Genomic DNA, 24,690 nt, shown 5'->3' with positions numbered 1-24,690 from the left:
TAAGTTACGAATTACCGTTACGCCTTACTATGGTATAGCCCAAACCGGCATTTGACCCGTTACAGATAGATGCCTTCTCAACCCAGTAGCCGACCGCACATACCAAGCGCTCGTCATAGAAGATAAAGGGTACCCTGTCCCGTTCCCAGGGAGGGATCCCATACTCCTGCCATAATTTCTTCAGCTCTCGCCCCTTCTGTCTGTTATGGGGAGCACAGCGGGTACTTCCGCCAATATTGAATCGAACCGACACCCTCTCATCAGCTTCAGGCAGACGAACTCTATCGCCGTTAACGGTTCGAAAAACCCGCAGAGATTTAACTCCGGATAGCCTGAAAAAGAGCCCGGCTTCATCATTCTGCACTCGACTTACCTCCTCCGGCTGAACAGGAGCGGACGATAACAGGGGGCAAAGATCCAGCTCAAGGCGCGACACCTCTACCTGCCCGGATTGCTCTCTCTTCACCGAGGAGATATAAGCTCTGTCTTTAAAGCGCCTGATAAGAGTATCCCCTAACCTCAACTCAACCTTAGCATCGGATTTGGCATCTAGCAGTTGAGACAATACCTGCTCCAGTTGTACCTGTGACAGGGGCGCAAACCCCAGATGATCTATATAGCCACGCAGCAACAGCAGCTGCCAGTTGTCACTCTGCTTATTAAGCTCACTGAGTATCAGGCCAGTTCCGACTCCCTGACCGGACTCGTCGATAACGGAGGGTAAGCGTTTACTGACCTCCTCGTCGAGCACGGCCTGCTGCTGCGCACACAAGGCGGCACTTCGGCTCGCCGTTACGGCAATCGAGCTCCAGCGCTGCTTGAGCTTAGGGATGATCTCAAGGCGTAAAAAATTCCGGTCATACTTACTATCTTGATTACTCTCATCTTCGATATGGGCTATCGAGTCACCTATGGCCTTGGCTTCAATCTGCTCACGGCTAACCGACAGCAGCGGCCTGAGTAACAGCTTGTCTCTGTCGAATCTCTGTACCTCCCCCATCGCCGACAGCCCCTTGGGTCCCAGGCCTCTTTTGAGCGCAAGCAGCACAGTCTCGAGTTGATCGTCTAAATGATGGGCGGTAAGCAAAGCATCGCCCGGCGCCATCGACGCAGTTATCGCATCATAGCGGGCACTGCGGGCCTGAGCCTCGATACTCAGCCTTGGTCCCACTCTGACTTCGACATGCTTAATCTCTATGGGTAGCTCATACTTTTGCGCCTGTGACCGGCAATGGTCGGCCCAGACATCACCATTCGGGCTTAAGCCATGGTGAACATGCACTAACAGGTAACGATATTGGGGATGACCTTTGGCAAACTGTGACAGCCCGGCGGCTAACACCTCAGAATCGACACCACCACTGTAAGCGAGTACTAACTTTGAACCGGTTCTGACAGATGCCTTCTTGACACACTGTGCGATTAAGTTTTCGACATCAAGCTCGCTGTTTAGGCCACTGTCACTCATCTTAGAAAAGGATCCTCACCTTACCACCTCCAGTTAAGGTCTCCAGCGCCAGCATCAACTCATCTGTGGGGTTAACGCGCCAACTGTCTCCCAGCCTGAACTGCGCCTTGGCCTGGGACTGAACATAGTTGACGATGACAGGCACGGCACCATCTTTCCAGGGCTCAACGATCTCTTTAAACCGCTCTAACCAGGCCTCATCGATAGCCCCGCTGTCCAGATCGACCTCGACGGCACTGGCGAAGTGGCTTCTCGCCTCTCCCATATCGATAATGTTTCTGGCAGTCATGCGATTTCCGCCGGAGAAATCATCAAAACTCACCTCACCCTCGATGATCAGGATTCGGTCTTTCTCAAGCAGATGATTAAACTTTTCAAACGCCTCGGTAAATAACATGACCTCGAGACGGGCACTCTTATCGTCCAGGGTAACCAGGCCCATCTTAGAGCCACGCTTGGTCATCATTACACGCGTTGCAACAACCAGTCCGGCGGCCTTGGTCGTCTTTCCCCGCTCCGTCGGGTGCACATCTTTAAGGCGCCCGGAAGTATAATGTTTTAGCTCTTTCAGGTACTGGTTAATCGGGTGTCCGGTCAGATAGAGCCCCAATGTCTCACGCTCTCCCTCAAGCCAGACCTTATCTGGCCAGGGGGTACATTCAACAAATTGCTGCTTCACATCTTCGGGATCGGAGTTGAGCAGACCGAACATATCGTGTTGACCTATGGCTTCGGCCTTGGCATTTTGGTCCGCGGCGCGAATGGCTTCAGGCAGGGTCGCCAGCATCGCCGCGCGGTGAGGCCCCAGGTTATCCAGGGCACCGGCACAGATGAGCTTCTCCATGATGCGCTTATTCAGTTTCTTGAGATCCACGCGGGCACAAAAGTCAAACAGGTCTTTGAAGGGACCATTTTCACGGGCGGCCAGGATAGACTCTACCGGCCCCTCACCCACGCCCTTGATGGCACCGATGCCATAGACAATGTTACCTTCATCATCGACGTTAAACTTAAGCAGGCCCTTGTTCACATCAGGCGGAAGCAGCGGCATTCCCATGCGCTCACACTCATCGACCAGGATAACAATTTTATCTGTGTTATCCATATCCGCAGACATTACCGCGGCCATAAACTCGGCCGGATAGTGGGTTTTAAGCCACAGGGTTTGGTAGGAGACCAAGGCGTAGGCGGCTGAGTGAGACTTGTTGAAACCATAACCGGCAAACTTCTCTACCAGATCGAAGATCTTCATCGACAATTCACCGTCGATACCATTCTTCACCGCGCCCGCTTCGAAGGTACCGCGCTGTTTCGCCATCTCTTCGGGTTTCTTCTTACCCATAGCACGACGCAGCATGTCCGCCCCACCTAGGGAGTAGCCGGCGAGTACCTGAGCGATCTGCATCACCTGCTCCTGATAGAGGATGATGCCATAGGTAGGCTCGAGTACCCATTGCAGTGACTCGTGCTGGTACTCAGAATCGGGGTAGGAGACCTCCTCCCGGCCATGCTTTCGCTCGATGAAGTTATCTACCATGCCCGACTGCAGCGGACCAGGTCTGAACAGGGCTACCAGTGCAATCATATCTTCGAAGCAATCTGGCTGAAGTCGTTTAATCAGGTCTTTCATACCGCGGGATTCAAGCTGGAAAACCGCTGTAGTCTCATAACGTTGCAGCAATCTGAAACTGGCCGGATCGTCGAGCGGAATGGACTCGATGCGCACCCGCTCCTTACCCTGCTTATCCTTCTTGGCATTAACCATCTGCAGCGCCCAGTCGACAATCGTCAGGGTTCTCAGTCCCAGGAAGTCAAACTTAACCAGGCCCGCAGTTTCTACATCATTCTTATCGAACTGGGTAACAGGGTTGAGTCCTTCGGCATCACAATAGATGGGGGCAAAATCTGTGATGGTTGTAGGGGAGATAACCACCCCACCTGCGTGCTTACCCGCGTTACGAGTAACCCCTTCCAGGATACGACACATATCGATCAGGTCTTTCACCTCCTCATCGGCATCATAGGACTCCTGCAGCGCGGGCTCCACCTCGAACGCCTTCGCCAGAGTCATACCGGGCTCGGCGGGAACCATTTTTGAGATCCGGTCAACAAAACCATAGGCATGGCCCAGGACTCGCCCTACATCCCGGATAACGGCCTTTGCCGCCATGGTACCGAAGGTGATGATCTGAGATACCGCATCCCGGCCATAGAGCTCGGCAACGTGATCGATAACCTCATCACGCCTGTCCATGCAGAAATCGATATCGAAATCCGGCATAGATACACGCTCAGGATTCAAGAATCGCTCGAACAGCAGCTCATATTCCAGCGGATCCAGATCGGTAATTTTGAGGGCGTAAGCAACCAGTGAACCGGCACCGGAACCACGTCCTGGACCGATAGGGATATCGTGATCTTTACCCCACTGAATGAACTCCATCACGATAAGAAAGTAACCCGGGAATCCCATCTGGTTGATCACCTTCAGCTCGACGTCGAGTCGGTCATCATACTTAGGGCGCTTCTCTGCTCTCACTTGGGGATCGGGAAAGAGGAACTCCAGTCTCTCCTCCAACCCCTTTTGGGACACATCGACCAGATAGTCCTCGATGGTCAGATCGCCGGTCGGAAAGTTAGGCAGGAAGTATTCACCTAAACGAACGGTAACATTACAGCGTTTAGCGATCTCGACCGTATTTTCAATCGCCTCGGGGATATCTTCAAACAGCTCACACATCTGCTCACTGCTCTTAAAGTACTGCTCTGCGCTGTACTTCTTAGGGCGACGGGGATCGGCAAGGGTAAAACCATCGGAGATAGCCACTCGGATCTCATGGGCTTCAAACAGCTCAGGGCTATTGAAGACGACCTGATTGGTCGCCACCACAGGCAGCCCCTTCTCCCCGGCCAACTCCACCGCCATATGCAGATAGCGCTCCTCATCGGGGCGACCGGTTCTCAATAGTTCAAGATAATATCTGTCGGGAAAATGTGTCTGGTAAAACTCGACTAACGAATCGACCTGGCCCTGGTTACCCTTCAGCAGCGCCATCCCGATATCGCCCTGACGTCCGCCGGAGAGCAGAATAAGACCTTCGTTATACTTAGCCAGCCACTCATGGTCGATGACAGCCCTGTCGTCGAGATGCCCCCGCAGATAGGCATCACTGATCAAGAGTGTTAAATTCTTATAACCCTCGTTATTCATGGCCAGGACGGTAACGGCACAAAAATCTTTATCAAATCCCGGTACTTTCACCCAGAAATCGGCACCGATTAACGGCTTGATCCCGGCGCCGTGACAGGCTCCGTAGAACTTCACCAGACCACACAGGTTAGTCTGATCGGTCAATGCCACCGCAGGCATGCCTAACTCAGAAACCTTTCCGACGATGGGCTTAACCTTTGCCAGTCCATCTGACATAGAGAAGTCACTGTGAACACGCAGATGCACGAAACGGGGATCAGACATAGTACCTATTACTTTTTAAATTGGGGAATAACTCAGATTTAGCTGAGATTAACAGAGTCAATCTCAGCAGGCTAGCTTACTCACGACCCTATGAGTCAAATACGCCGATATAGAGGGTCAACATGCTCAGTCGCTTAGTTTTTAGCGAGACACTCTTTCACCGGACGAAAGCTTTTTCTATGCTCTGGCAATACGCCGTGAAGCGCCAGCGCTTCAAAGTGTGCCTTAGTGGGATAGCCCTTATGCTTGGCAAACCCATACTCAGGGTATTCCATATCGAGTAGATCCATCTCCCTGTCGCGAATAACCTTGGCAACGATAGAGGCGGCGCTGATGGCGGAAACCAAGCCGTCTCCCTTGATCACGGCATGGCTCTCCAGGCTGCCCTCAGCAGCGTCCTTATGGCTAAAGGCGGGAGTACGGTTACCATCGACCAAGACCCTGATCGGCGCGACCTCAAGGCCGATAACGGCCCTCTGCATGGCCAGCATAGTCGCATGCAGGATATTGAGCTCATCTATCTCCTCGGGTGAGGCATAGCCGATGCTGATAGCCAACGCCTTCTCATGGATCTCACTAAACAGGGCTTGGCGTTTCTTCTCTGTAAGCTTTTTCGAGTCATTCAATCCGGCAATAGGCTTAGCCGGATCCAGTATTACCGCGGCGGTAACGACGTTGCCAACCAAGGGGCCACGCCCCACCTCATCCACCCCGGCATACAGGCCCGAGGTTAACGCTTCGACTTGTTCGCTAGTGATAGCTTTAAATACAGCCATAGATGATAATCAACTCTTAATATGGGGTTAAGGACTATTGGATTAACTTGACGACGGCTTCGGCAGCCCGTTCACTGGCGTTGCACTTAAGCTGTTTGTGTAACGAGGTAAACTTCTCTTTAAGCGGCGTGAAGTCCCTGTCCAGCTGCTCTGATACCGCGGCGGCTATCCGGGTCTCTGTGCAGTTTTCCTGGATGAGTTCGGTAACCAGATTCTCACCCGATAGCAGATTTGGCAGAGAGTACTGCTCTATCTGCATCATTCGCTTGGCTATCTTATAGGTGATGGGACTCACCCGATATGCCACAACCATAGGGCGCTTAACCAGCATAGCTTCTAATGTCGCTGTACCCGATGCCAGCAAGATACAATCGGCTGCCGCCATCACCTCGCGGGAGTGGCCTTCGATTAGGGTAATTTCAAGATCCGGCGCATGCTGTTTGAGTGCCTCTTCGAATTGATCACGACGCTTCTGATTAACCAGGGGAGTGACAAATCGAATATCCGGATACTGCTCCTTGATGATGCCAGCCGCCTTAACAAAGGGCTCGGCCAGCTGTTTCAACTCCCCTCCCCGGGAACCGGGAAGCAGGGCTAAATATTCAGCGTCGGGATCCAGCCCGAGACGCTCGCGTGCAGCGCACTTATCACTTTCCAGCGGGATCTCGTCGGCTAAGGTGTGACCGACAAAAGTACAGGGAACATCATGCTTGTCATAAAACGCCTTTTCAAACGGCAGCAGCGACAACACCATATCGGTTGCCCTGGCTATTTTGAAGATACGTTTCGGGCGCCAGGCCCAGACTGAAGGACTGACATAATGAACGGTTTTTATTCCCCTGGCTTTCAGTTTTAACTCCAGGCCGATGTTGAAATCCGGGGCATCGATGCCGATAAAGCACTCAGGTTCGATGGAACAGATCTCATCTATCAAGGTCCTGCGAACTTTCAACAGCCGAGGCAGGCGGGAAAGGACCTCGACAATCCCCATCACAGCCAGCTCTTCAAAGGAAAAGAGTGATTCGAAACCCAGCGCTTCCATACGGGGGCCACCGATACCGACAAAGCGTGCATCCGGGTATTGGCGTTGCAATGCTTTAATTAAGCCGGCCCCTAAGATGTCACCGGAGAGCTCACCGGCAACCAATGCAAAAGTAATTTGTTTGTTTTTACTCATAGATAACAGGACTTAATCAGGAGTTGAATGACATATAGACAAACCACTTAAAGATGCGGGATCCATCATCTCAAAGTGGTTTGGCTATAAAGCAAAGAGCCCGTTAATAACGGGCTCCTGGATTCAGCATATTAACGTATGATGCCACGGCTGGAGTTGGAGACAAAATCGATAAGATGTTTCACCTGTTCATCGTCTGTCTCTTGATTCAAGGCCTCTACAGCCTCATCAACTGTCAACCCTTTACGGTAAAGTGTCTTATAGGCGCGGCGCACCGCCATCTGGCTCTCTTTAGAGAAACCGCGACGCTTCATACCTTCACTGTTCAGGCCGCGCGGGATCCCCGGCTGACCGGAAGCCATCACAAACGGAGGCACATCCTGAAGGATAAGAGAGTAACCCGCTGTAAACGCATGGGCACCGATATGCACAAATTGATGCACACCGGTCAGCCCACCGAGGATAGCCCAGTCACCCACATGAACATGGCCGGCAATGGACGCATTGTTTGACATGATGACATTGTTACCAACGACACAGTCATGAGCAATATGCACATACGCCATAAACAGGTTGTTTGAACCGATGCGAGTCTCACCATTGTCTTGGGTGGTACCACGGTGAATCGTCACCGATTCGCGAATGACATTATTGTCACCCATGATTAGTCGCGTAGCTTCGCCTGCATACTTCTTATCCTGGCAGTCTTCACCTACCGAAGCGAACTGAAAAATCTTATTGCCCTTGCCGATAACCGTCGGTCCCTTTACAACAACATGGGAGCTTAACCAACAATCATCACCAATTTCAACACCCGCTCCGATATAGGTCCAGGGGCCGATAGTGACATTTTTACCAATTTTGGCATCAGGATGAATATACGCTAATTTATCTATCACTTTTTGATCTCTCTGCGAGCACACATGATCTCTGCCGAGCAAACTAACTCGCCATCAACCTTAACTTCACCTGTAAACACCCCAATCCCACGGCGTTCTTTAACCATCTTTACTTCAAAATGTAGCTGATCACCCGGCTCGACAACACGCTTGAAACGAGCCTTGTCGATACCGGCGAAATAGTACAATGAATCATCGGAAACATCGGCTTTAGATGTCTTATAAGCTAATAAACCTGTAGCCTGTGCCATAGCTTCCAGGATTAAAACACCCGGCATCACAGGTTGTACCGGGAAATGCCCCTGGAAAAAGGGTTCATTGATAGTGACGTTCTTGATCGCATGAAGCGTCTCACCCGGGGTATAGTCCAATACACGATCTATCAATAAAAAAGGGTACCTATGGGGCAAAGAGTTCATGATTTCTTTGATATCCATGGTATTTAATTGATTTGACACTAATTTTTCCTTAATCCGCCTACAGGCAGTTAATCTTCTGTTGGTACACTTTTTTCAAGCTTTTTAACACGCTGAAAGAGCTCGTCCAGTTGTCTGAAACGAACCGTGTTTCGGCGCCATAATTTATTATCCATGGCAACAGTGGCTGAGCTATAGACGCCACGCTCACGAATGATACTGGTAACATTGGTCGCGCCGGATATATGCGTGCCATCGGCCACACTCAGGTGACCCGCTATTGCACAGTTTCCGCCAATGATACAGTACTTACCTATCTGGGTACTGCCTGCAACCGTTGAGTTACCCGCAATGGCGGTATTCTCACCGATAATGTCGTTATGGGCAATCTGTACCTGGTTGTCGAGGATCACGCCGTCATGTATCTCGGTGTGTTCGATTGCACCACGGTCGACGGTTGTGCTGGCACCGATTTCGACTCGGTCTCCGATCCGAACGCCGCCGGTTTGTGGGATCTTAACCCATTGACCACGCTCATTAGCATAACCGAAGCCGTCAGAGCCCAATACCGCACCGGAATGAATGATACAGTCCTGGCCAAGGTGAACATCATGGTAGATGGTGACGTTCGCCCAAAGGCGCGTCCCCGAACCAAGGATACTATCCTGACCGACCACCGAACCGGCACCGATCTGCACATTCTCACCCAAAATGACATTTTCGCCGATGACAACATTGGCGCCTAGGGCGACACCCTCACCCAACTTCGCGCTGGGATGAATGATTGACGACGGATGAATACCTGTCGCCGCTTTTGGTGTCGTATCCAATAACTGAGCTACACGGGCAAAGCCCACGTAGGGATCGTTTAATACGATTGCATTACCGCTGTAACCTTCAACCTCTTTAGCAGAGATCAGCACCGCACTCGCCTGGGTATTTTCCAGTTGGGCACGGTACTTCGAATTAGCTAAAAAAGAGATTTGCCCTTGGGCTGCGTTTTCCAATGTCGCGACAGCGGTGATAACCACTGTCTCGTCACCTTGAACTTCACCGCCCAACTTCTGAGCAAGTTCTTTGATAGTATAGCTTTTCATCGATAATCAGCCTTTGCCATTAACCTTTGCTTAATGCATCAACGACTTTGCTGCTGATATCGGCAGTTGGCTTAACATAGATAACTGCACCACGTTGCAGCACCATGTCATAGCTTTCAGCTTCAGCAATCTTATTGATCGCTTGCTGAACTTTAACTAAAAGTTTGTTCTGCTCCTCACCCTGGCGACGACGCATATCTTCATCAAGCGCCTTACCCTTAAGCTGAAGCTCAGACTTCATAGACTCCATCTTGCGAACGAGTTCTGTCTTTTGAGACTCACTCATCAGTGCACCATCACGCTGCTGCTTCTCAAGCATGCCACGTAGCTCTTCCTGCATCTTCTGAACGCTGGCCACACGATCGCCGAACTCGGTCTTAAGTGTTTTGCTTACCGCTTCACGCTGTGGAAGTTGCTCGAAAACCGCCTGCATATCAACAACAGCAATTTTCTCAGCCTGTGCCGCAATCGGGGCAGCAAGAAGAACCAAAACCATCATTGCGCGATTAAACATCTTTTTCAAAATAGACTCCTTTATCTCAGCAAATCATGCCGATTATACTTTAATTTAACTTAATTTTAATTTAGAAAGTTTTACCAATGTTGAACGAGAAGATCTCTGTTTCATCATCATCGTATTCTTTAATTGGCCAAGCAAGGCTAAACACCATAGGTCCCATCGGTGAAAGCCACTGTACACTCATACCCGCAGAGGCTCGGATCCGGCTCGGATCGGCATAATCTTCCAGCTTATCAAACTCGTGGGCAGGAAGATAACGGTATGAGTCATAATCGAACTCGGTATCCCATACGTTACCGGCATCGACGAAGAAGCTGGTACGTACAGAGTTGGTGTATGCCTCATCCAAGAATGGCGTAGGTACAATCATCTCAATGCTGGCTGTTGCGATAGCATTACCACCGATGGAGCGACCATCGCTGACCTGAATCGAGTTAGGATCTCCAGGCAGGTAACAACCATCTCCCGACGGATCCGGTGAGCAAGGCTCACTACCACGGTAGAGGTAAAACGAGCGCGGACCAACAGAGTTAGACTTGAAGCCACGCAGCGATGTACTACCACCCGAGTAATAGTTTTCCCAGAAAGGTAAGATCTGATCGTTATCGTTAAACTGACCGTAGCCATTACCGTAACCAACACGCGCCTTAGTCAGCAACACAAAGCTGTGGCTACGATTGATCGGGAAATAGAAGCTGGTATCGAAATCGGCCTTGAAGTATTGCAGATCCGAACCCGGAATCGTCGCCTTAGTATTCAAACGCTGCGATGAACCATCCGATGGGAAGGTGCCTCGGTTAAGTGTGCTACGGTACCAGCCCAGATTAGCCTCGAAGTTATCGAACGCCAGGTCGGCATTTGGATCATCGGCATCACGATAGATGTTATAGAAACGCAGCGCCTGCTCGTAGGCCGAGATCTCGGAGATCGAGTTGTGACGATAGCCGATACCGCCGTTGATGCGGTTGGTTTCGTTGATCGGGAAACCTGAGTTTAGCGCGATACCGTAAGAGCTGTTCTTGTATCGCTCAAGGTTCGCCTCGTGGGCATCAAACTCGTTCCAGTAGATGCTTCCCCCCAGACTGACACCATCTTTGGTGAAGTATGGGTCGGTGTATGAGAGGTTCACGTTCTTGGAGTACTTATTGGTATTAAGGTTAACACCAGCCTGATTACCCGTGCCTAAGAAGTTACTCTGCTGGACACCAAACTGAAGACTCAAACCAGATTCGGTACCATAACCCACACCGGCGTTAAATGAACCCGATGGCTGCTCTTTTACGTTGAAGGCCACATCGACCAGATCATCGGTGCCAGGCACCTGAACCGTTTCGGTATCGACAGTTTCGAAATAGCCCAAACGGTTAAGACGCGCCTTAGACTGCTCAACCTGAGCCGAGTTTAACCAGGCCCCCTCCATCTGGCGCAACTCACGACGCAATACTTCATCTTTGGTAACCTGGTTACCGGAGAAGTTGATGTTACGTACATAGACCCGCTTACCCGGCTGGATGTTGACGTTGAGGCTGACCTCTTTGGTCTCATCGTTGATCTCCGGATAAGTTTTAACCTCAGGGTAGGCATAGCCGAAGCGGCCAAGATACTTGCCATACATCTCTTCGGCAAAGGTTACATCCGCACCGTTATACATGTCTCCCTCTTTAATGGGAAGAATGGCTGCCATCACCTCTTCACGTCCCATCAGGTCGCCGGTAAGGTTAACTTCCTTGACCTTATACTGCTCACCCTCGTCGACATTAATAGTGATATAGAGACCCTTACGGTCAGGCGTCATCGCCACCTGTGTAGAGGTGACATTGAAACGAATGTAGCCACGGTTGTGGTAGAAAGATTTTACCGTCTCTAGATCCGCTTGAAGCTTCTGCTTTTGATAACGGCGCTCGCCGAACAGATCCCACCAGGCAACATAGTCTTTAAGTTCAAGCATGCCGATCAGCTCGGCGTCGGAAAAGACCTCATTACCTACTACGTTGATCTGTTTGATCTCGGCAGCTAAGCCTTCGGTAAAGTTGAATTTTAGCTCAACGCGGTTACGCGGCAGGTTGATGACCTGAGCCTCAACCTTAGCCCCATACTTACCGACACCGTAATAGAAGTCCTGAAGACTCTTTTCGATACCCGATAACATGGTGCGGTCCAATGACTCTCCAACTTTAACTCCGGAGCCATCGAGACTCTCCTGCAGCTGTTCATCTTTGATATCTTTGTTGCCTTCAAATGTCACCGTACTGATTGTCGGTCTCTCTTTGACCGTGATCACCAATACGCCGCCATCCCGACTCACTTGAATATGTTCAAAGTTCGTTGAGGCATACAAGCTCTTAATCGCTTGCTGGAGTTTAACTTGATCAACCGTATCACCGACCTTTACCGGAATATTCAGCAAGGCGGCACCAAGAGCTACGCGTTGTAAGCCCTGGACCTGTATATCGGTTACTTCAAAAGGTTGGAATGTTTCTGCCCAACCGTTCCCTGATAAAGACGCACCGACTAATACCATCGAGGCAAAAAGTTTATTCAATCTCATAGAGCGCTTCTAATTATGTGTGTGTCCTTGCTCAGAGTCGGGAGAAATCGTTGAAAAGCGCAATGCTCATCAACATTAGCAGCATAGCTGCCCCAAATCTGAATCCAATTTCCTGTATCTTCTCAGGTACAGGTCTGCCTGTGATCACTTCGACGAAGTAATATAACAGGTGTCCCCCATCGAGCACCGGCAAAGGCAATAGATTAATTATGCCCAAGTTCACGCTGATCAATGCGAGGAAACCTAAAAAGTAAACCAAACCATAGTTAGCACTACTTCCTGCACCTTGTGCAATCGATATTGGTCCACTTAAATTCTTCACCGACACATCACCGGTGACCAATTTGCCAATCATCTTAATGCTGACGACGACAAGTTGCCATGTTTTATCTGCCGCAACCACCATTGAATCGATAACGCCGTATTCAAGTTGTAGTTGCATGTTCTGAGGCCACTCGGCCTGAGTCGGTGCGACACCAATCACTCCCTCCATCTCTCCCTGAGGGTTTTCACGTGCTTGAGGTGTCACCTTATACTGTAACTGCTCACCATCGCGCCGCACAGTGATCTGTACGGCTCGGTTTGGAGACGATTTAATCGTGTCGACAAAGTCATCCCACTCACCATAGGGCACGCCATTAAGCGCCACTATGGTGTCCCCCACCTGAATACCGGCTGCCGCCGCAGCTCCCTCGGGGGAGACTAAACCTATCAGGGGTGTAATTTCGGGCCTGAAGATATCCAGTCCCAATGACGTTATCGGTGACTCCTTCTCAGGATCAAACTGCCAGTTCCTCGTGTCTAAGCTATATGAGGTTCCCGCAGCCGTTTGGCCGGCATCGGAGTAATCGGCGCTGCGACTTAGGGGGGAGACTGAGATATCGATACTGGGATCGCCGATATGCCCCACTAAGGCATAGGTGACCTCCTCCCAATTCCTCACGACTTTGCCACCGACGGAGGTGATCAGCATAGGCTCATCAACCTGAATCTGTGCCGCCGGGGTATTGAACTGTGTCGACTCAATAACTGGTTTCAATGACGGTACCCCGATAAGGTACATGAAGTAGAGAGCGACGATTGCAAAGATAAAGTTCGCAGCGGGTCCGGCGCCTACGATGGCGATGCGCTTCCAGACATTTTTGCGGTTAAAGGCTTGCTCTTTAAGCTCCTCGGGAACCTCTTCAACACGCTCATCGAGCATCTTGACATAGCCACCCAAGGGAATCATTGCGATCACATATTCGGTCCCATCCTGACCCACTTTGCGCCAGATGGCTCGACCGAAACCGATAGAGAAACGCTCGACTTTAACACCACAGCGCCTGGCAACCCAAAAGTGGCCATATTCGTGTGCCGTGATCAGCATGCCTAAAGCGATGACAAAGGAACCCAGGTTCCATAAAAAATCGATCATTCCCTTCCTCAGAGATTAATTAAATTTCTTAACCCATTCTGCAGCATATCTGCGCGACTGCAGATCCAACGTAAGAATATCTTCGATACTATTCAACGTCTGCGGTGCAACCTGACTTAAACAAGCCTCATTGACTCTGGCAATATCGGTAAACTTAATCCGGTTGTCTAAAAATGCCTGTACCGATATTTCATTAGCCGCATTAACTACCGTAGTCGCTTCCTGCCCCTGTTTGCAAGCTTCCATGGCCAATGCCAGACAGGGAAAACGATTAAAGTCGGGTTCTAAGAAGCTTAACTGTCCGACTTTGAAAAAATCTAAAGGTTCAACTCCGGAGTGAATTCTTTGTGGATAGGCCATGCAGTGAGCAATAGGCGTTCGCATATCCGGGTTACCCATCTGGGCTAAAACAGACCCATCGAGATATTGCACCATGGAGTGAATCACACTCTGGGGATGAATCACCACTTTAAGTTGCTCATCGGTCGCATTAAACAGCCAGCGAGCCTCGATATACTCCAGCCCCTTGTTCATCATGGTTGCCGAGTCGACCGAGATTTTTCGTCCCATCGACCAGTTAGGGTGTTTACAGGCCTGGTCCGGAGTCATAGCAGCCAGTGAATCTAACTCTGAAGTGAGAAAAGGACCACCGGAACCGGTAAGCAGGATATGAGAAACACCCGCCTGTTCAAGTTCACAATACCCGATATTGTCCTGCATCGACTCAGGAAGCGCCTGGAAGATTGCATTGTGCTCACTGTCGACGGGCAAAACCTTAGCCCCGGAGCGCTGCATCTCTTCGATAAAGAGTCTTCCCGACATGACCAGTGATTCTTTATTTGCGAGTAACACGCGTTTACCGGCTTTCACCGCCGCCAGAGTCGGCACTAACCCGGCCGCGCCGACTATCGCTGCCATGACGGTGTCGACACAGGCTGCACTGACGATATCGAGCAGTTGATCTTCGCCGGTTGTAACCTCGATCCCCAGCTCTGAAGGTAACCTTTCCTTTAGGGTGACGGCCGCCTTTGAATCCACCATATGCGCCACCTGTGGGCGATGAGCTTCACATAGCGACACCATCTTATCGACATTGGTATTGGCGACAAGCGCATAGATACCATAGGCCTGCGGATTACTTTCGATAACACTTAATGTACTCGAACCTATGGAGCCTGTAGCGCCTAAAATTACCATTTTCTGCATAGGGTTACATCCAAAATGCAATATATATGAGAGTAAACACAGGCAGAGCAGCGGTTAAACTATCAATGCGATCGAGTATGCCTCCATGCCCGGGGAGAATCGTGCCTGAATCTTTAATACCGGCAACACGCTTGAACATACTTTCAGAAAGATCACCAACAGCGGAAACAAGTGCAACGAACAGGGTCACCACGATCACGAGCCCCAGCTCCTGCTCTGGAGAATAATGCATAACACCAGCTACGATAATCATACTGGTCACCAGGCCACCGATTAAACCTTCGATAGTTTTAGCCGGACTGACATTAGGCATCAACTTATGCTTGCCTAATGACTTACCCGCAAAATACGCTCCGCTATCGGTAGCCCAAACGACTAACATGACCAGAAAGACCAGGGTCCCGCCGTAATAGGGGGATGCCTCAGAACTCAGTCCCTTGAGGGCGATCAAGGCAGCGAAGCAAGGAATGAGCGTCAACTGTCCAAACATCGACTTAAACATATGGCTTTTTTGCCATAACGCCGAGCTTTTAGGATACGAGATGACTAAAAGAAATGAGATAGCCCACCACATGGCGCCAATTAAGATCACGGCCAGATAGACGGGATGAAGATGGCCCTTAAACCAGAGCTCATCTGCGGGCACAAAGATATTCAATGCGATCAGCAGCACACCTATGGTTACGGTAAAACTCCATTGGGTGATCTGACAGCCCTTATCGATAATTTGTCCCCACTCCTTGGCCGCGATCAGGAATACAGGGACTAAGGCCCAGGAAAAGTACTCCGTAGGGAGCCAAAAAATAGCCCCCAAAACCAAGGGAATTAACCAAATTGCTGTTATTATTCGTTGTTTTAGCAAAAAAATATCCCTCTAAATTTTTATTTTTGAGCCTGCATCGATTCGATCTGGCATCCCGTTAAGCCAAAGCGACGCTGACGAGATGCGAAAGTGGCTATGCTCTGTCTGAAAGCGCCTTCATCAAAATCTGGCCATAAAGTATCGGTAAACACCAATTCAGCATAGGCTGCCTGCCATAAAATGAAATTACTGATACGGAAGTCACCACCGGTGCGGATCATTAAATCAACTTCAGGTTGATTTTGCATGCATAAATGTTCATTTAGTGCCTCTTCGGTGAACTGACTGCTGCTCATTTCACCAGACTCAACTTTTTTAGCTAAAGCTGCCGCGGCCTGCATGATATCCCATCGACCGCCATAGTTTGCGGCAACATTAAGAATCAAGTCAGAGTTATCGGCAGTTTTTGATTCGGCCGATGCGATCTGCTTCTGCAAGCGCTCAGGAAAGCGGCTGATATCCCCTATGATATTCAACCTGACACCATTTTTATGCAGCAACTTTATCTCGCGCTGCAATACGCTAAAGAACAGCTCCATCAACAAGGAGACCTCTTTATCGGGCCTGCGCCAATTTTCACTCGAGAAGGCAAAAAGAGTTAACGAACCAACTCCCATCTCTCTGGCGGTACTGACGACACGGCGTACGGCCTTAACACCGGCTCTGTGCCCCATCACTCTGGGCTTCCCCTGCGCCTGTGCCCAACGTCCGTTACCATCCATAATAATAGCAACGTGCTTTGGTATTGACAGCTTCACAAGTTCAGTAAGCTCCTCAGGAGTAAACTCTGAACTGGATTGGGAGTCGATTGACATCTAATACAACCCTTAAAATAGACAAACGCCGTGTAGTATACCGCTACACGGCGTCTGAACTCTAGTTTCTTAGTCCTAGATTAGACTTCCATCAACTCTGCTTCTTTTGCAGTCAATATTTCATCGATCTGCTTGATATGAGCATCGGTAAATTTCTGAACTTCATCTTCAGTGCGATGAACATCATCTTCCGTACACTCTTTCTCTTTCTCCAACGCCTTAACGTCTGAGTTAGCGTCACGACGAACGTTACGAACTGCGATACGGCCATTTTCAGCTTCGGCACGTACAACCTTAATCAGGTCCTTACGACGCTCTTCGGTCAATGCAGGAAGCGGAATACGGATAGTTGCACCCGCAGACATAGGGTTAAGCCCCAGGTCTGAAGTCATAATGGCCTTTTCAACGGCTTGAATCATAGTACGGTCAAATACGTTGATAGCAAGTGTACGTGAATCTTCAATCGATACATTACCGACTTGCTTAAGCGGTGTCATAGTACCGTAGTAAGATACCTTGATTGTATCTAATAGGCTTGGGTGTGCACGACCAGTACGAACTTTAGCCATTTGAGTCTTAGTGGATTCTACGCACTTTGCCATACGTGCCTGAGCATCTTGTTTGATTTCGTCTATCACGATAAATATCCTTTATAATTCACTAATTGCTTAATTCTTTATTGGATTCCAGGCTACTGGAGCCGATATTACTCGACTGATTCAGCCTTGATCATTGTACCTTCCTGCTCACCCATTATTACACGACGAAGGGCACCAGGTTTATTCATGTTAAATACCAATAATGGCATATTGTGATCTCTGGCCAAAGTAAATGCCGCCAGATCCATCACCTTTAATTCTTTGTCGAGAACTTCATCGTAACCCATTTCATCATATTTTACTGCATCTGGATTTTTGATCGGGTCATCTGAATAGACACCATCGACTTTAGTGCCTTTCAATACGACTTCTGCTTCAATTTCAATACCACGCAGACACGCCGCCGAGTCTGTCGTGCAGAATGGATTACCTGTACCTGCAGCAAAAATAACGACACGACCTGATTTTAGCAAGCTGATCGCTTCAGCCCAGTTATAATCGTCGCACACGCCCTTCAATGGAATTGCAGACATCAATCTTGCATTGACATAGGCACGATGCAGAGCATCACGCATTGCCAAGCCATTCATCACAGTTGCAAGCATCCCCATATGGTCACCAACAACTCTGTTCATACCGGCGTCAGCCAGTCCTTCGCCACGGAATAGGTTTCCGCCCCCGATGACGACACCTACCTGAATGCCGAGCTCAACCAGTTCTTTAATCTCCTGAGCCATACGATCTAACACTTTAGGATCGATGCCAAAGCCTTCTTCGCCCATCAGGGCTTCACCACTTAATTTTAGAAGAATACGTCGAAATGCAGGTTTAGGATTCGTGCTCATTTTTATTGTCCTGAATTGATGCCGATAGGTAAAATAATACAATAAGACCGCAGCAAGTGCCGCGGTCTTTGGAGTGCTTACAAAAGGGGATTAAGCCTTAGTAGCAGCGATTTGTGCAGCAACTTCTGCAGCAAAATCTTCTTCTTTCTTCGCGATACCTTCGCCAACTTCCAGACGAATGAAGTTTGAAACGCTAGCGCCTTTCTCTTTAAGAATTGCACCAACAGTCTTCTTAGGCTCCATGATGAAAGCTTGGCCAGTAAGAGAGATCTCACCGGTGAACTTCTTCATACGACCGGTAACCATCTTCTCAGCAATCTCTGCAGGCTTACCTTCGTTCATAGCGATTTCGATCTGAAGTGCTTTCTCTTTCTCAACAAGCTCAGCAGGAACATCTTCAGGGTTTACGAACTCAGGCTTAGAAGCGGCAACGTGCATAGCTACGTGCTTTAGAGTTTCTTCGTCAGCTTCACCAGCAACAACAACACCGATACGCTCGCCGTGACGGTATGAAGACAGGTTTGCACCATCGATGTACTCAACGCGACGTACGTTGATGTTTTCACCGATTTTAGCAACCAAAGCAACACGAGTTTCTTCGAACTGTGCTTTCAGGTCTTCGATAGAAACTTTAGATGCAGCAGCAACATCCAGTACAGCGTTAGCGAACGCAAGGAAGTTTGCATCTTTAGCAACGAAGTCTGTTTGACAGTTAACTTCCAGAAGAGCAGCGAAACCTTCGCCATTCTTAATAAGGATTGCACCTTCAGCAGCGATGTTACCCGCTTTCTTAGCAGCCTTTGCAGCACCGCTCTTACGCATGTTATCAATCGCTAGTTCGATGTCACCGTTAGTTTCAGTCAGTGCTTTTTTACAGTCCATCATGCCGGCGCCAGTGCGGTCACGAAGTTCTTTAACTTGGGCAGCAGTAATTGCCATTGTTAAATCCTCTACAGATAATTCTAAAAATTCATTAGATATAAAACAGGGGCCTCAGGGCCCCTGTTCACCAATCAAGTATCTTGGTTAATAAGGGAGATGAAAATCATCGACCCTATTATTCAGCTTCTACGAAACCGTCTTGCTCAGCTTGTACAGCTAGATCTTGACCGCGGCCAGCTTTAGCAGCAGCAGCAACTGACTCAGCGTACAGACGGATAGAACGCATAGCATCATCATTACCAGGAATGATGTAGTTGATACCGTCTGGTGAAGAGTTAGTATCAACAACAGCTACAACTGGGATACCCAGGTTGTTAGCTTCTTTAATAGCGATATGCTCATGGTCAGCACCGATGACGAAGATAACGTCAGGCAGGCCGCCCATGTTCTTGATACCACCAAGAGATTTTTCTAACTTCTCAAGCTCACGAGTACGCATTAGCGCTTCTTTCTTAGTAAGCTTGTCGAAAGTACCGTCTACAGACTGGCTCTCAAGGTCTTTAAGACGCTTGATTGATTGACGAACTGTTTTCCAGTTAGTCAACATGCCGCCTAACCAGCGGTGATCAACGTAGAACTGCTCACAAGAAACAGCAGCTTCTTTGATAGCTTCGCTTGCAGCACGCTTAGTACCAACGAAAAGAACTTTACCTTTCTTTGATGCAACATTGCTGATGAAAGCAAGTGCTTCATTGAACATAGGCACAGTGTGCTCTAGGTTGATGATGTGAACACCATTACGAGCACCGAAGATGAAAGGCTTCATCTTTGGGTTCCAGTAACGAGTCTGGTGACCGAAGTGAACACCGGCTTGTAGCATGTCGCGCATTGAAACTGTAGTCATTTTATTACCTTAAATTATTTAGGGGTTAGACCTCCACGCTTCCCATATCTTCGACCTATGTAGGCACCCCGAAGAATGTGTCGAAACGTGTGTGATTTAGTATTTAATTAATAGCCATGTATAATGGCCGTCATCTTAACTTTAACCGCTTGAGCATATTGCCGGAATCTCCTGCATCACCCAACAAGTGGTTAGAGTCAAACATAACGGCGCGCTTTATACCATATTACGACCGCAAACACAAACTTTTGCTGTTTTTTGCCGTAAAATATGCTCGCCGAAAAAGTCATAAATAGAGACACGAGAGAAAGCTAAATGAGTATAGTGATAAAGAGTGCTGAAGAGATCGAAAAAATGCGTGCAGCGGGAAAATTAGCGGCTGACGTTCTGGAGATGGTGGCACCTTTTGTGAAGGCTGGTGTAACAACCGACGAGTTAAATGATATCTGCGCAAAATATACACAAGAGCAGGGGGCTACCTCTGCACCACTCGATTATCATGGCTTTCCAAAATCTATATGTACCTCCATCAATGAGGTCATCTGCCACGGTATCCCGAGTTCACGCGCGCTGAAAGATGGCGATATCATCAATATCGATATCACAGTGATCAAAGATGGCTATCACGGTGACACATCTAAGATGTTTCTGATTGGCGATGTCAGTGCCAAGGATATGCGCCTGTGCCGTGTCGCTCAAGAGAGCCTCTATGCCAGCATCAGAAAGGTTCGTCCGGGCATGAAGCTGGGTGAGATTGGCACCACAGTTGAGAAATTCATCAAGACCAAGAAAACCGGTCTTGAAAAATACAGCATCGTAAAAGATTACTGCGGTCACGGTATCGGTGCCGGCTTTCATGAAGAGCCTCAGGTCATGCACTACAAAAACAATGACAAAACCGTGCTTCGTCCCGGTATGTGTTTCACCATCGAACCTATGATCAATGCCGGTCGCCATACCTGTATTCTTGATAAAGACGATAACTGGACAGTGACGACATCAGATGGTAAAAAATCAGCTCAATGGGAGCATACACTACTGATCACTAAGACCGGAGTCGAAGTACTTACCCTGCGTGAGGAGGAGGACTTCCCGAGAGTGATCAATCACTAAATACTAATTACCGGAAAATCTGCACTGGCTTAGCTACTTCAAGGTTAAGCCAGTGAACTGCCAGCTCAAGGGAATCGATGACCACGGAATCAGCTCAACTAGCCAAAGCTCAACTGCTCTCACTCAATCACGATCTACTCACCCGTTTTCGTCATGTGGAGTCAATTAAAAGTCTGGTCGCGCAGCGATGTCAATTCGTCGATGAGTTACTGCAACGACAATGGAAAGAACAGCGGTTAGATCTATTTCCTATCGCCCTGATTGCTGTCGGAGGCTATGGCCGGGCAGAGCTACACCCTCAATCTGACGTCGATCTTCTCTTCCTTATTGAAACAGAGCTCTCCTGCGAAGCTGAACATGCGCTCAGTGCTTATATCGCCTTCTTATGGGATGCTGGACTCGAAGTAGGTCACAGCGTTCGAAGCCTGGAGCAAACCTTAGAGCAAGGGCGAAACGACATTACCATAGCTACCAACCTGCTCGAGGCGCGCTTACTCTGTGGACCCGAGGCACTGTACCGCTCTTTACATCAGAGCATCCGAGCCGATGATTTTTGGCCTGCCAGTGATTTTTACATTGCCAAGCGTGACGAACAGATAGCGCGCCACGCCAAGGCAAGCGCATTCGATCTTGAACCTAATATCAAGAGCTGCCCAGGCGGTCTGAGAGATATCCACACCATCTCCTGGGTCGCTATGCGTTATTTTGATGCGGCCAACATCGAAGATCTCGTTGGTCATGGCTTTCTCGAGTCCGACGAACTGGACGAACTACTCGAGTGCCAATCTTTCCTGTGGGAGTTAAGGTTTGCGCTCCACCTTACCTCTGGGCGGGACGAGAACCGCTTACTGTTCGATCTTCAACGCCAGGTCGCTGACCTGCTGGGTTATGAGGATGCGACTGAGCTGGGGGTGGAACAGATGATGAAACGCTATTACCGCACCGTCAGGCGTGTGATGGAACTCAATCAGATGTTACTGCAGCTCTTTAAGCGGGCCACCCTGGGTCATACCAAGGCGTTGGAAATAAAGAAGATCAATGACGATTTCCAGCTTCGCGGCAGGTTCATCGAAAGCACCACAGAGGGGCTATTCGATGATCCGGTTCAGCTGATGACGCTGTTTCTCTTGTCAGCCAAGAACTCCAATATTCAGGGGATATATGCCCCTACCCTGCGAAGTCTGAGAAAGGCCAGACGCTCCCTGACACAGCCACTTTTGGAGCTCCCCGCCTGCAGAGAGGTCTTCCTGAAGATTTTACGCCACCCCAGAGGAATAGCCGCCCTGTCGCTTATGCACAGACACGGCGTGTTATCCGCCTATCTGCCGGCATGGAGAGATATTGAGGGTCAGATGCAGTTTGACCTCTTTCATGCCTATACGGTCGATGAGCATACTCACAGACTGCTGCAGAATATTGAAAACTTCGCTCAAACCGAGCAGAAAGATGAGTTTCCATTAGGGTCTGTTCTCATCAACCAGCTCCCCAAGAAGGGGCTGCTTGTCTTAGCGGCACTGTTTCACGATATCGGTAAGGGGCGTGGCGGCGACCACAGTAAACTCGGTGCAATCGATGCACTCAATTTCTGCAAGCTTCACGGCCTCAATGACCATGATGGGCGTATGGTAGCCTGGCTGGTTGAAAACCACCTGATAATGTCTGTTACGGCCCAGAGACGCGATATATCAGACCCAGATGTCGTTGCCGACTTTGCCGATAAGGTCAGAGATGCGGTGCACCTGAGCTACCTGTACTGCCTAACTGTTGCCGACATATGTGCTACAAACGAGAAGACCTGGAACAGCTGGAAAGGCTCACTGCTTAGGGATCTCTATTTCTCTACTCAGCGCGTACTGGCGAGGGGAAAAGAGAAGCCTGTGGATATCCGGGCCAGAGTAAGGGAGCATCAGGCCAAGGCGAAAAAGGAGCTGCTCAGACGTGGCGTGAAAGAGAAGAGCCTAGATGCTTTATGGCAAAGATTTAAAGCCGATTACTTCCTGCGTCATCAACCCAACCAGATAGCCTGGCACGCCGAAGCCATACTAAAACATAAACAAGATGAGCCTCTGGTGCTCATATCCAAACATACCACCAGAGGGGGCACAGAGCTGTTTATCTACGGAAAAGACAGGCCCAAGCTCTTCGCCACGGTCATGGCTGTATTGGATAATAAAAACATCAATGTTCACGATGCCGGGGTCATGCTCTCCAAGGACAACTATGTGCTGGACTCTTTTGTTATTTTAGAGCAGGACGGCAGCCCGGTTTCGCGTATATCCAGAATCCAGGGACTTAGAAAGACGCTTATCAAAGCATTAAGCAGTGACACGCCTAAGTTGCCAAAATTCAAGAAACTCTCCCGGAAGATGAAACCTTTCAGGGTGCCAACTCAGGTGAACTTCCTCCCCTCGAGGCGACACGGAACCAGTATGATGGAGTTGATCGCACTCGACAGTCCGGGGCTGTTAGCAAGACTCGGTGAAATATTTTACCGCTGTGAAGTCACCCTGATAGCGGCAAAAATCACCACCATAGGTGAACGGGCCGAAGACTTCTTTATATTACAAAACGGGGCTGGCGAACAGCTCGATGAGGCCCAACAAGAGAAGTTGAGACAGGGGTTGATCGCCGCGCTTACTCAGCCGGCTCAACATTAATACCCGCCATATTAATTACAAAATAGTGAAGAAATTGTACATTTCGGATGAAGAATATATGAATATGAGTGAGTTATTCTAATTCACTCTTTCATATTTCATATCCTGGCGGCATTATGTGGTCGCTTGTGTATATAATAGCAATCAGTATAAATTTTTATTCAATGAGACAATCGGGAGACGTTAATGGAGGCTTTACGCCAACGCATAGAGGCAGCTTTTGAAGCTCGCGCAGAAATAACCCCTAATTCAGTAGATCCGAGTGTTCGTGCTGACGTAGAGAAAGCAATTAGCATGCTGGATAAAGGTGAGGCTAGGGTTGCTGAAAAAATTGATGGTCAGTGGCACGTACATCAGTGGTTAAAGAAAGCCGTTCTGCTCTCTTTCCGTATCTTCGATAACGGTGTTATCGATGGTGGCGAAACAAAATATTTTGATAAAGTCCCAATGAAGTTTGCCGATTACGACGAAGCACGCTTCAAAGAGGAAGCGATACGAGTCGTGCCGCCGGCGACGGTACGCAAAGGCTCCTTCATCGCTAAGAACACGGTACTGATGCCCTCTTATGTAAACCTCGGGGCCTATGTCGATGAAGGCACTATGGTTGATACCTGGGCCACAGTCGGCTCGTGCGCTCAAATCGGTAAAAATGTACACCTTTCCGGTGGCGTTGGGATCGGTGGTGTTCTGGAGCCATTACAGGCCGGTCCAACCATCATCGAAGATAACTGTTTCATCGGCGCACGCTCTGAAGTTGTAGAGGGGGTGATCGTTGAAGAGGGAAGCGTTATCTCTATGGGCGTTTATCTTGGCCAAAGTACCCGTATCTATGACCGTGAAACAGGTGAGATCCACTACGGAAGAGTACCGGCCGGCTCGGTGGTCGTTTCGGGCACCCTACCCTCAAAATGCGGAACCTATAATCTTTATGCTGCCATCATCGTCAAGAAGGTCGACGCCAAGACTCGCGGCAAAGTAGGTATCAATGAGCTTCTGCGTATTGTTGATTAATCC

General features: G+C 49.2%; 20 protein-coding genes. 3 read left to right on the top strand and 17 right to left on the bottom strand.

Features of this window, described 5'->3' with window-relative positions; all coding sequences use genetic code 11:
• Positions 1-4: 4 nt before the first annotated feature.
• The 17 genes from tilS to rpsB form a co-directional block, all read right to left on the bottom strand.
• On the bottom strand, positions 5-1,468 hold the full coding sequence (gene tilS, locus Q1B47_RS01790) for a tRNA lysidine(34) synthetase TilS (RefSeq protein WP_299787697.1): 1,464 nt from the start codon (positions 1,466-1,468) through the stop codon (positions 5-7).
• 1 nt (position 1,469) lies between these two features.
• Entirely contained in the window at positions 1,470-4,943 is a 3,474-nt protein-coding gene (gene dnaE / locus Q1B47_RS01785; RefSeq protein WP_299787694.1) for a DNA polymerase III subunit alpha, read from the bottom strand.
• Between the two features lie 134 nt (positions 4,944-5,077).
• Positions 5,078-5,719 (bottom strand): ribonuclease HII, encoded by a 642-nt coding sequence (gene rnhB / locus Q1B47_RS01780; RefSeq protein ID WP_299787691.1) that lies wholly within the window; start codon positions 5,717-5,719, stop codon positions 5,078-5,080.
• Between the two features lie 34 nt (positions 5,720-5,753).
• Positions 5,754-6,896, bottom strand: coding sequence for a lipid-A-disaccharide synthase (gene lpxB, locus Q1B47_RS01775; protein WP_299787688.1), 1,143 nt, complete (start codon positions 6,894-6,896; stop codon positions 5,754-5,756).
• Between the two features lie 131 nt (positions 6,897-7,027).
• Positions 7,028-7,795: an acyl-ACP--UDP-N-acetylglucosamine O-acyltransferase gene (lpxA, locus tag Q1B47_RS01770; protein ID WP_299787685.1), complete on the bottom strand. Its 768-nt coding sequence runs from the start codon at positions 7,793-7,795 to the stop codon at positions 7,028-7,030.
• Positions 7,792-8,253 carry a 3-hydroxyacyl-ACP dehydratase FabZ gene (fabZ, locus tag Q1B47_RS01765; RefSeq protein WP_299787683.1) on the bottom strand — a complete coding sequence of 154 codons (462 nt, stop codon included), beginning with the start codon at positions 8,251-8,253 and terminating at the stop codon, positions 7,792-7,794. Before fabZ ends, lpxA begins: the two co-directional genes overlap by 4 nt.
• 29 nt (positions 8,254-8,282) lie before the next feature.
• Positions 8,283-9,308: a UDP-3-O-(3-hydroxymyristoyl)glucosamine N-acyltransferase gene (gene lpxD / locus Q1B47_RS01760; protein WP_299787680.1), complete on the bottom strand. Its 1,026-nt coding sequence runs from the start codon at positions 9,306-9,308 to the stop codon at positions 8,283-8,285.
• Positions 9,309-9,327: 19 nt separating this feature from the next.
• Positions 9,328-9,822 carry an OmpH family outer membrane protein gene (locus Q1B47_RS01755; RefSeq protein WP_299788775.1) on the bottom strand — a complete coding sequence of 165 codons (495 nt, stop codon included), beginning with the start codon at positions 9,820-9,822 and terminating at the stop codon, positions 9,328-9,330.
• Positions 9,823-9,892: 70 nt separating this feature from the next.
• Positions 9,893-12,376, bottom strand: a complete 2,484-nt coding sequence (bamA, locus tag Q1B47_RS01750) for an outer membrane protein assembly factor BamA (RefSeq protein ID WP_299787677.1) — start codon at positions 12,374-12,376, stop codon at positions 9,893-9,895.
• Between the two features lie 31 nt (positions 12,377-12,407).
• Positions 12,408-13,793 carry a sigma E protease regulator RseP gene (rseP, locus tag Q1B47_RS01745; RefSeq protein ID WP_299787674.1) on the bottom strand — a complete coding sequence of 462 codons (1,386 nt, stop codon included), beginning with the start codon at positions 13,791-13,793 and terminating at the stop codon, positions 12,408-12,410.
• A 15-nt stretch (positions 13,794-13,808) separates the two neighbouring features.
• The gene (gene ispC, locus Q1B47_RS01740) at positions 13,809-14,999 is read right to left on the bottom strand and encodes a 1-deoxy-D-xylulose-5-phosphate reductoisomerase (RefSeq protein WP_299787671.1); all 1,191 of its coding nucleotides are present in this window, start codon (positions 14,997-14,999) and stop codon (positions 13,809-13,811) included.
• A 4-nt stretch (positions 15,000-15,003) separates the two neighbouring features.
• Positions 15,004-15,861: a phosphatidate cytidylyltransferase gene (locus Q1B47_RS01735; protein WP_299787668.1), complete on the bottom strand. Its 858-nt coding sequence runs from the start codon at positions 15,859-15,861 to the stop codon at positions 15,004-15,006.
• A 20-nt stretch (positions 15,862-15,881) separates the two neighbouring features.
• Positions 15,882-16,676, bottom strand: coding sequence for an isoprenyl transferase (locus Q1B47_RS01730; RefSeq protein WP_299787665.1), 795 nt, complete (start codon positions 16,674-16,676; stop codon positions 15,882-15,884).
• 80 nt (positions 16,677-16,756) lie between these two features.
• Entirely contained in the window at positions 16,757-17,314 is a 558-nt protein-coding gene (gene frr, locus Q1B47_RS01725) for a ribosome recycling factor (protein WP_299787662.1), read from the bottom strand.
• Positions 17,315-17,382: 68 nt separating this feature from the next.
• On the bottom strand, positions 17,383-18,120 hold the full coding sequence (gene pyrH, locus Q1B47_RS01720) for a UMP kinase (RefSeq protein ID WP_299787658.1): 738 nt from the start codon (positions 18,118-18,120) through the stop codon (positions 17,383-17,385).
• Between the two features lie 90 nt (positions 18,121-18,210).
• Positions 18,211-19,059, bottom strand: coding sequence for a translation elongation factor Ts (tsf, locus tag Q1B47_RS01715; RefSeq protein WP_299787655.1), 849 nt, complete (start codon positions 19,057-19,059; stop codon positions 18,211-18,213).
• Between the two features lie 118 nt (positions 19,060-19,177).
• Complete coding sequence (gene rpsB, locus Q1B47_RS01710; RefSeq protein WP_299787652.1) at positions 19,178-19,906, bottom strand: 30S ribosomal protein S2; 729 nt, start codon at positions 19,904-19,906, stop codon at positions 19,178-19,180.
• Positions 19,907-20,221: 315 nt separating this feature from the next.
• On the opposite strand from rpsB, the gene map reads away from it, so the two are divergent.
• From map to dapD, 3 genes are all read left to right on the top strand, one after another.
• Entirely contained in the window at positions 20,222-21,019 is a 798-nt protein-coding gene (map, locus tag Q1B47_RS01705) for a type I methionyl aminopeptidase (protein ID WP_299787649.1), read from the top strand.
• Positions 21,020-21,096: 77 nt separating this feature from the next.
• Positions 21,097-23,676, top strand: a complete 2,580-nt coding sequence (gene glnD / locus Q1B47_RS01700; RefSeq protein ID WP_299787646.1) for a bifunctional uridylyltransferase/uridylyl-removing protein GlnD — start codon at positions 21,097-21,099, stop codon at positions 23,674-23,676.
• A gap of 186 nt (positions 23,677-23,862) precedes the next feature.
• The gene (dapD, locus tag Q1B47_RS01695) at positions 23,863-24,687 is read left to right on the top strand and encodes a 2,3,4,5-tetrahydropyridine-2,6-dicarboxylate N-succinyltransferase (protein WP_299787643.1); all 825 of its coding nucleotides are present in this window, start codon (positions 23,863-23,865) and stop codon (positions 24,685-24,687) included.
• The last annotated feature ends 3 nt before the right edge of the window (positions 24,688-24,690 follow it).

The sequence above is a fragment of the uncultured Shewanella sp. genome (genome assembly GCF_947501225.1).
Lineage (GTDB): Bacteria > Pseudomonadota > Gammaproteobacteria > Enterobacterales > Shewanellaceae > Shewanella.
The sequence above is the reverse complement of the archived record's forward strand: the minus strand, read 5'-3'. Positions and strand labels throughout refer to the sequence as shown.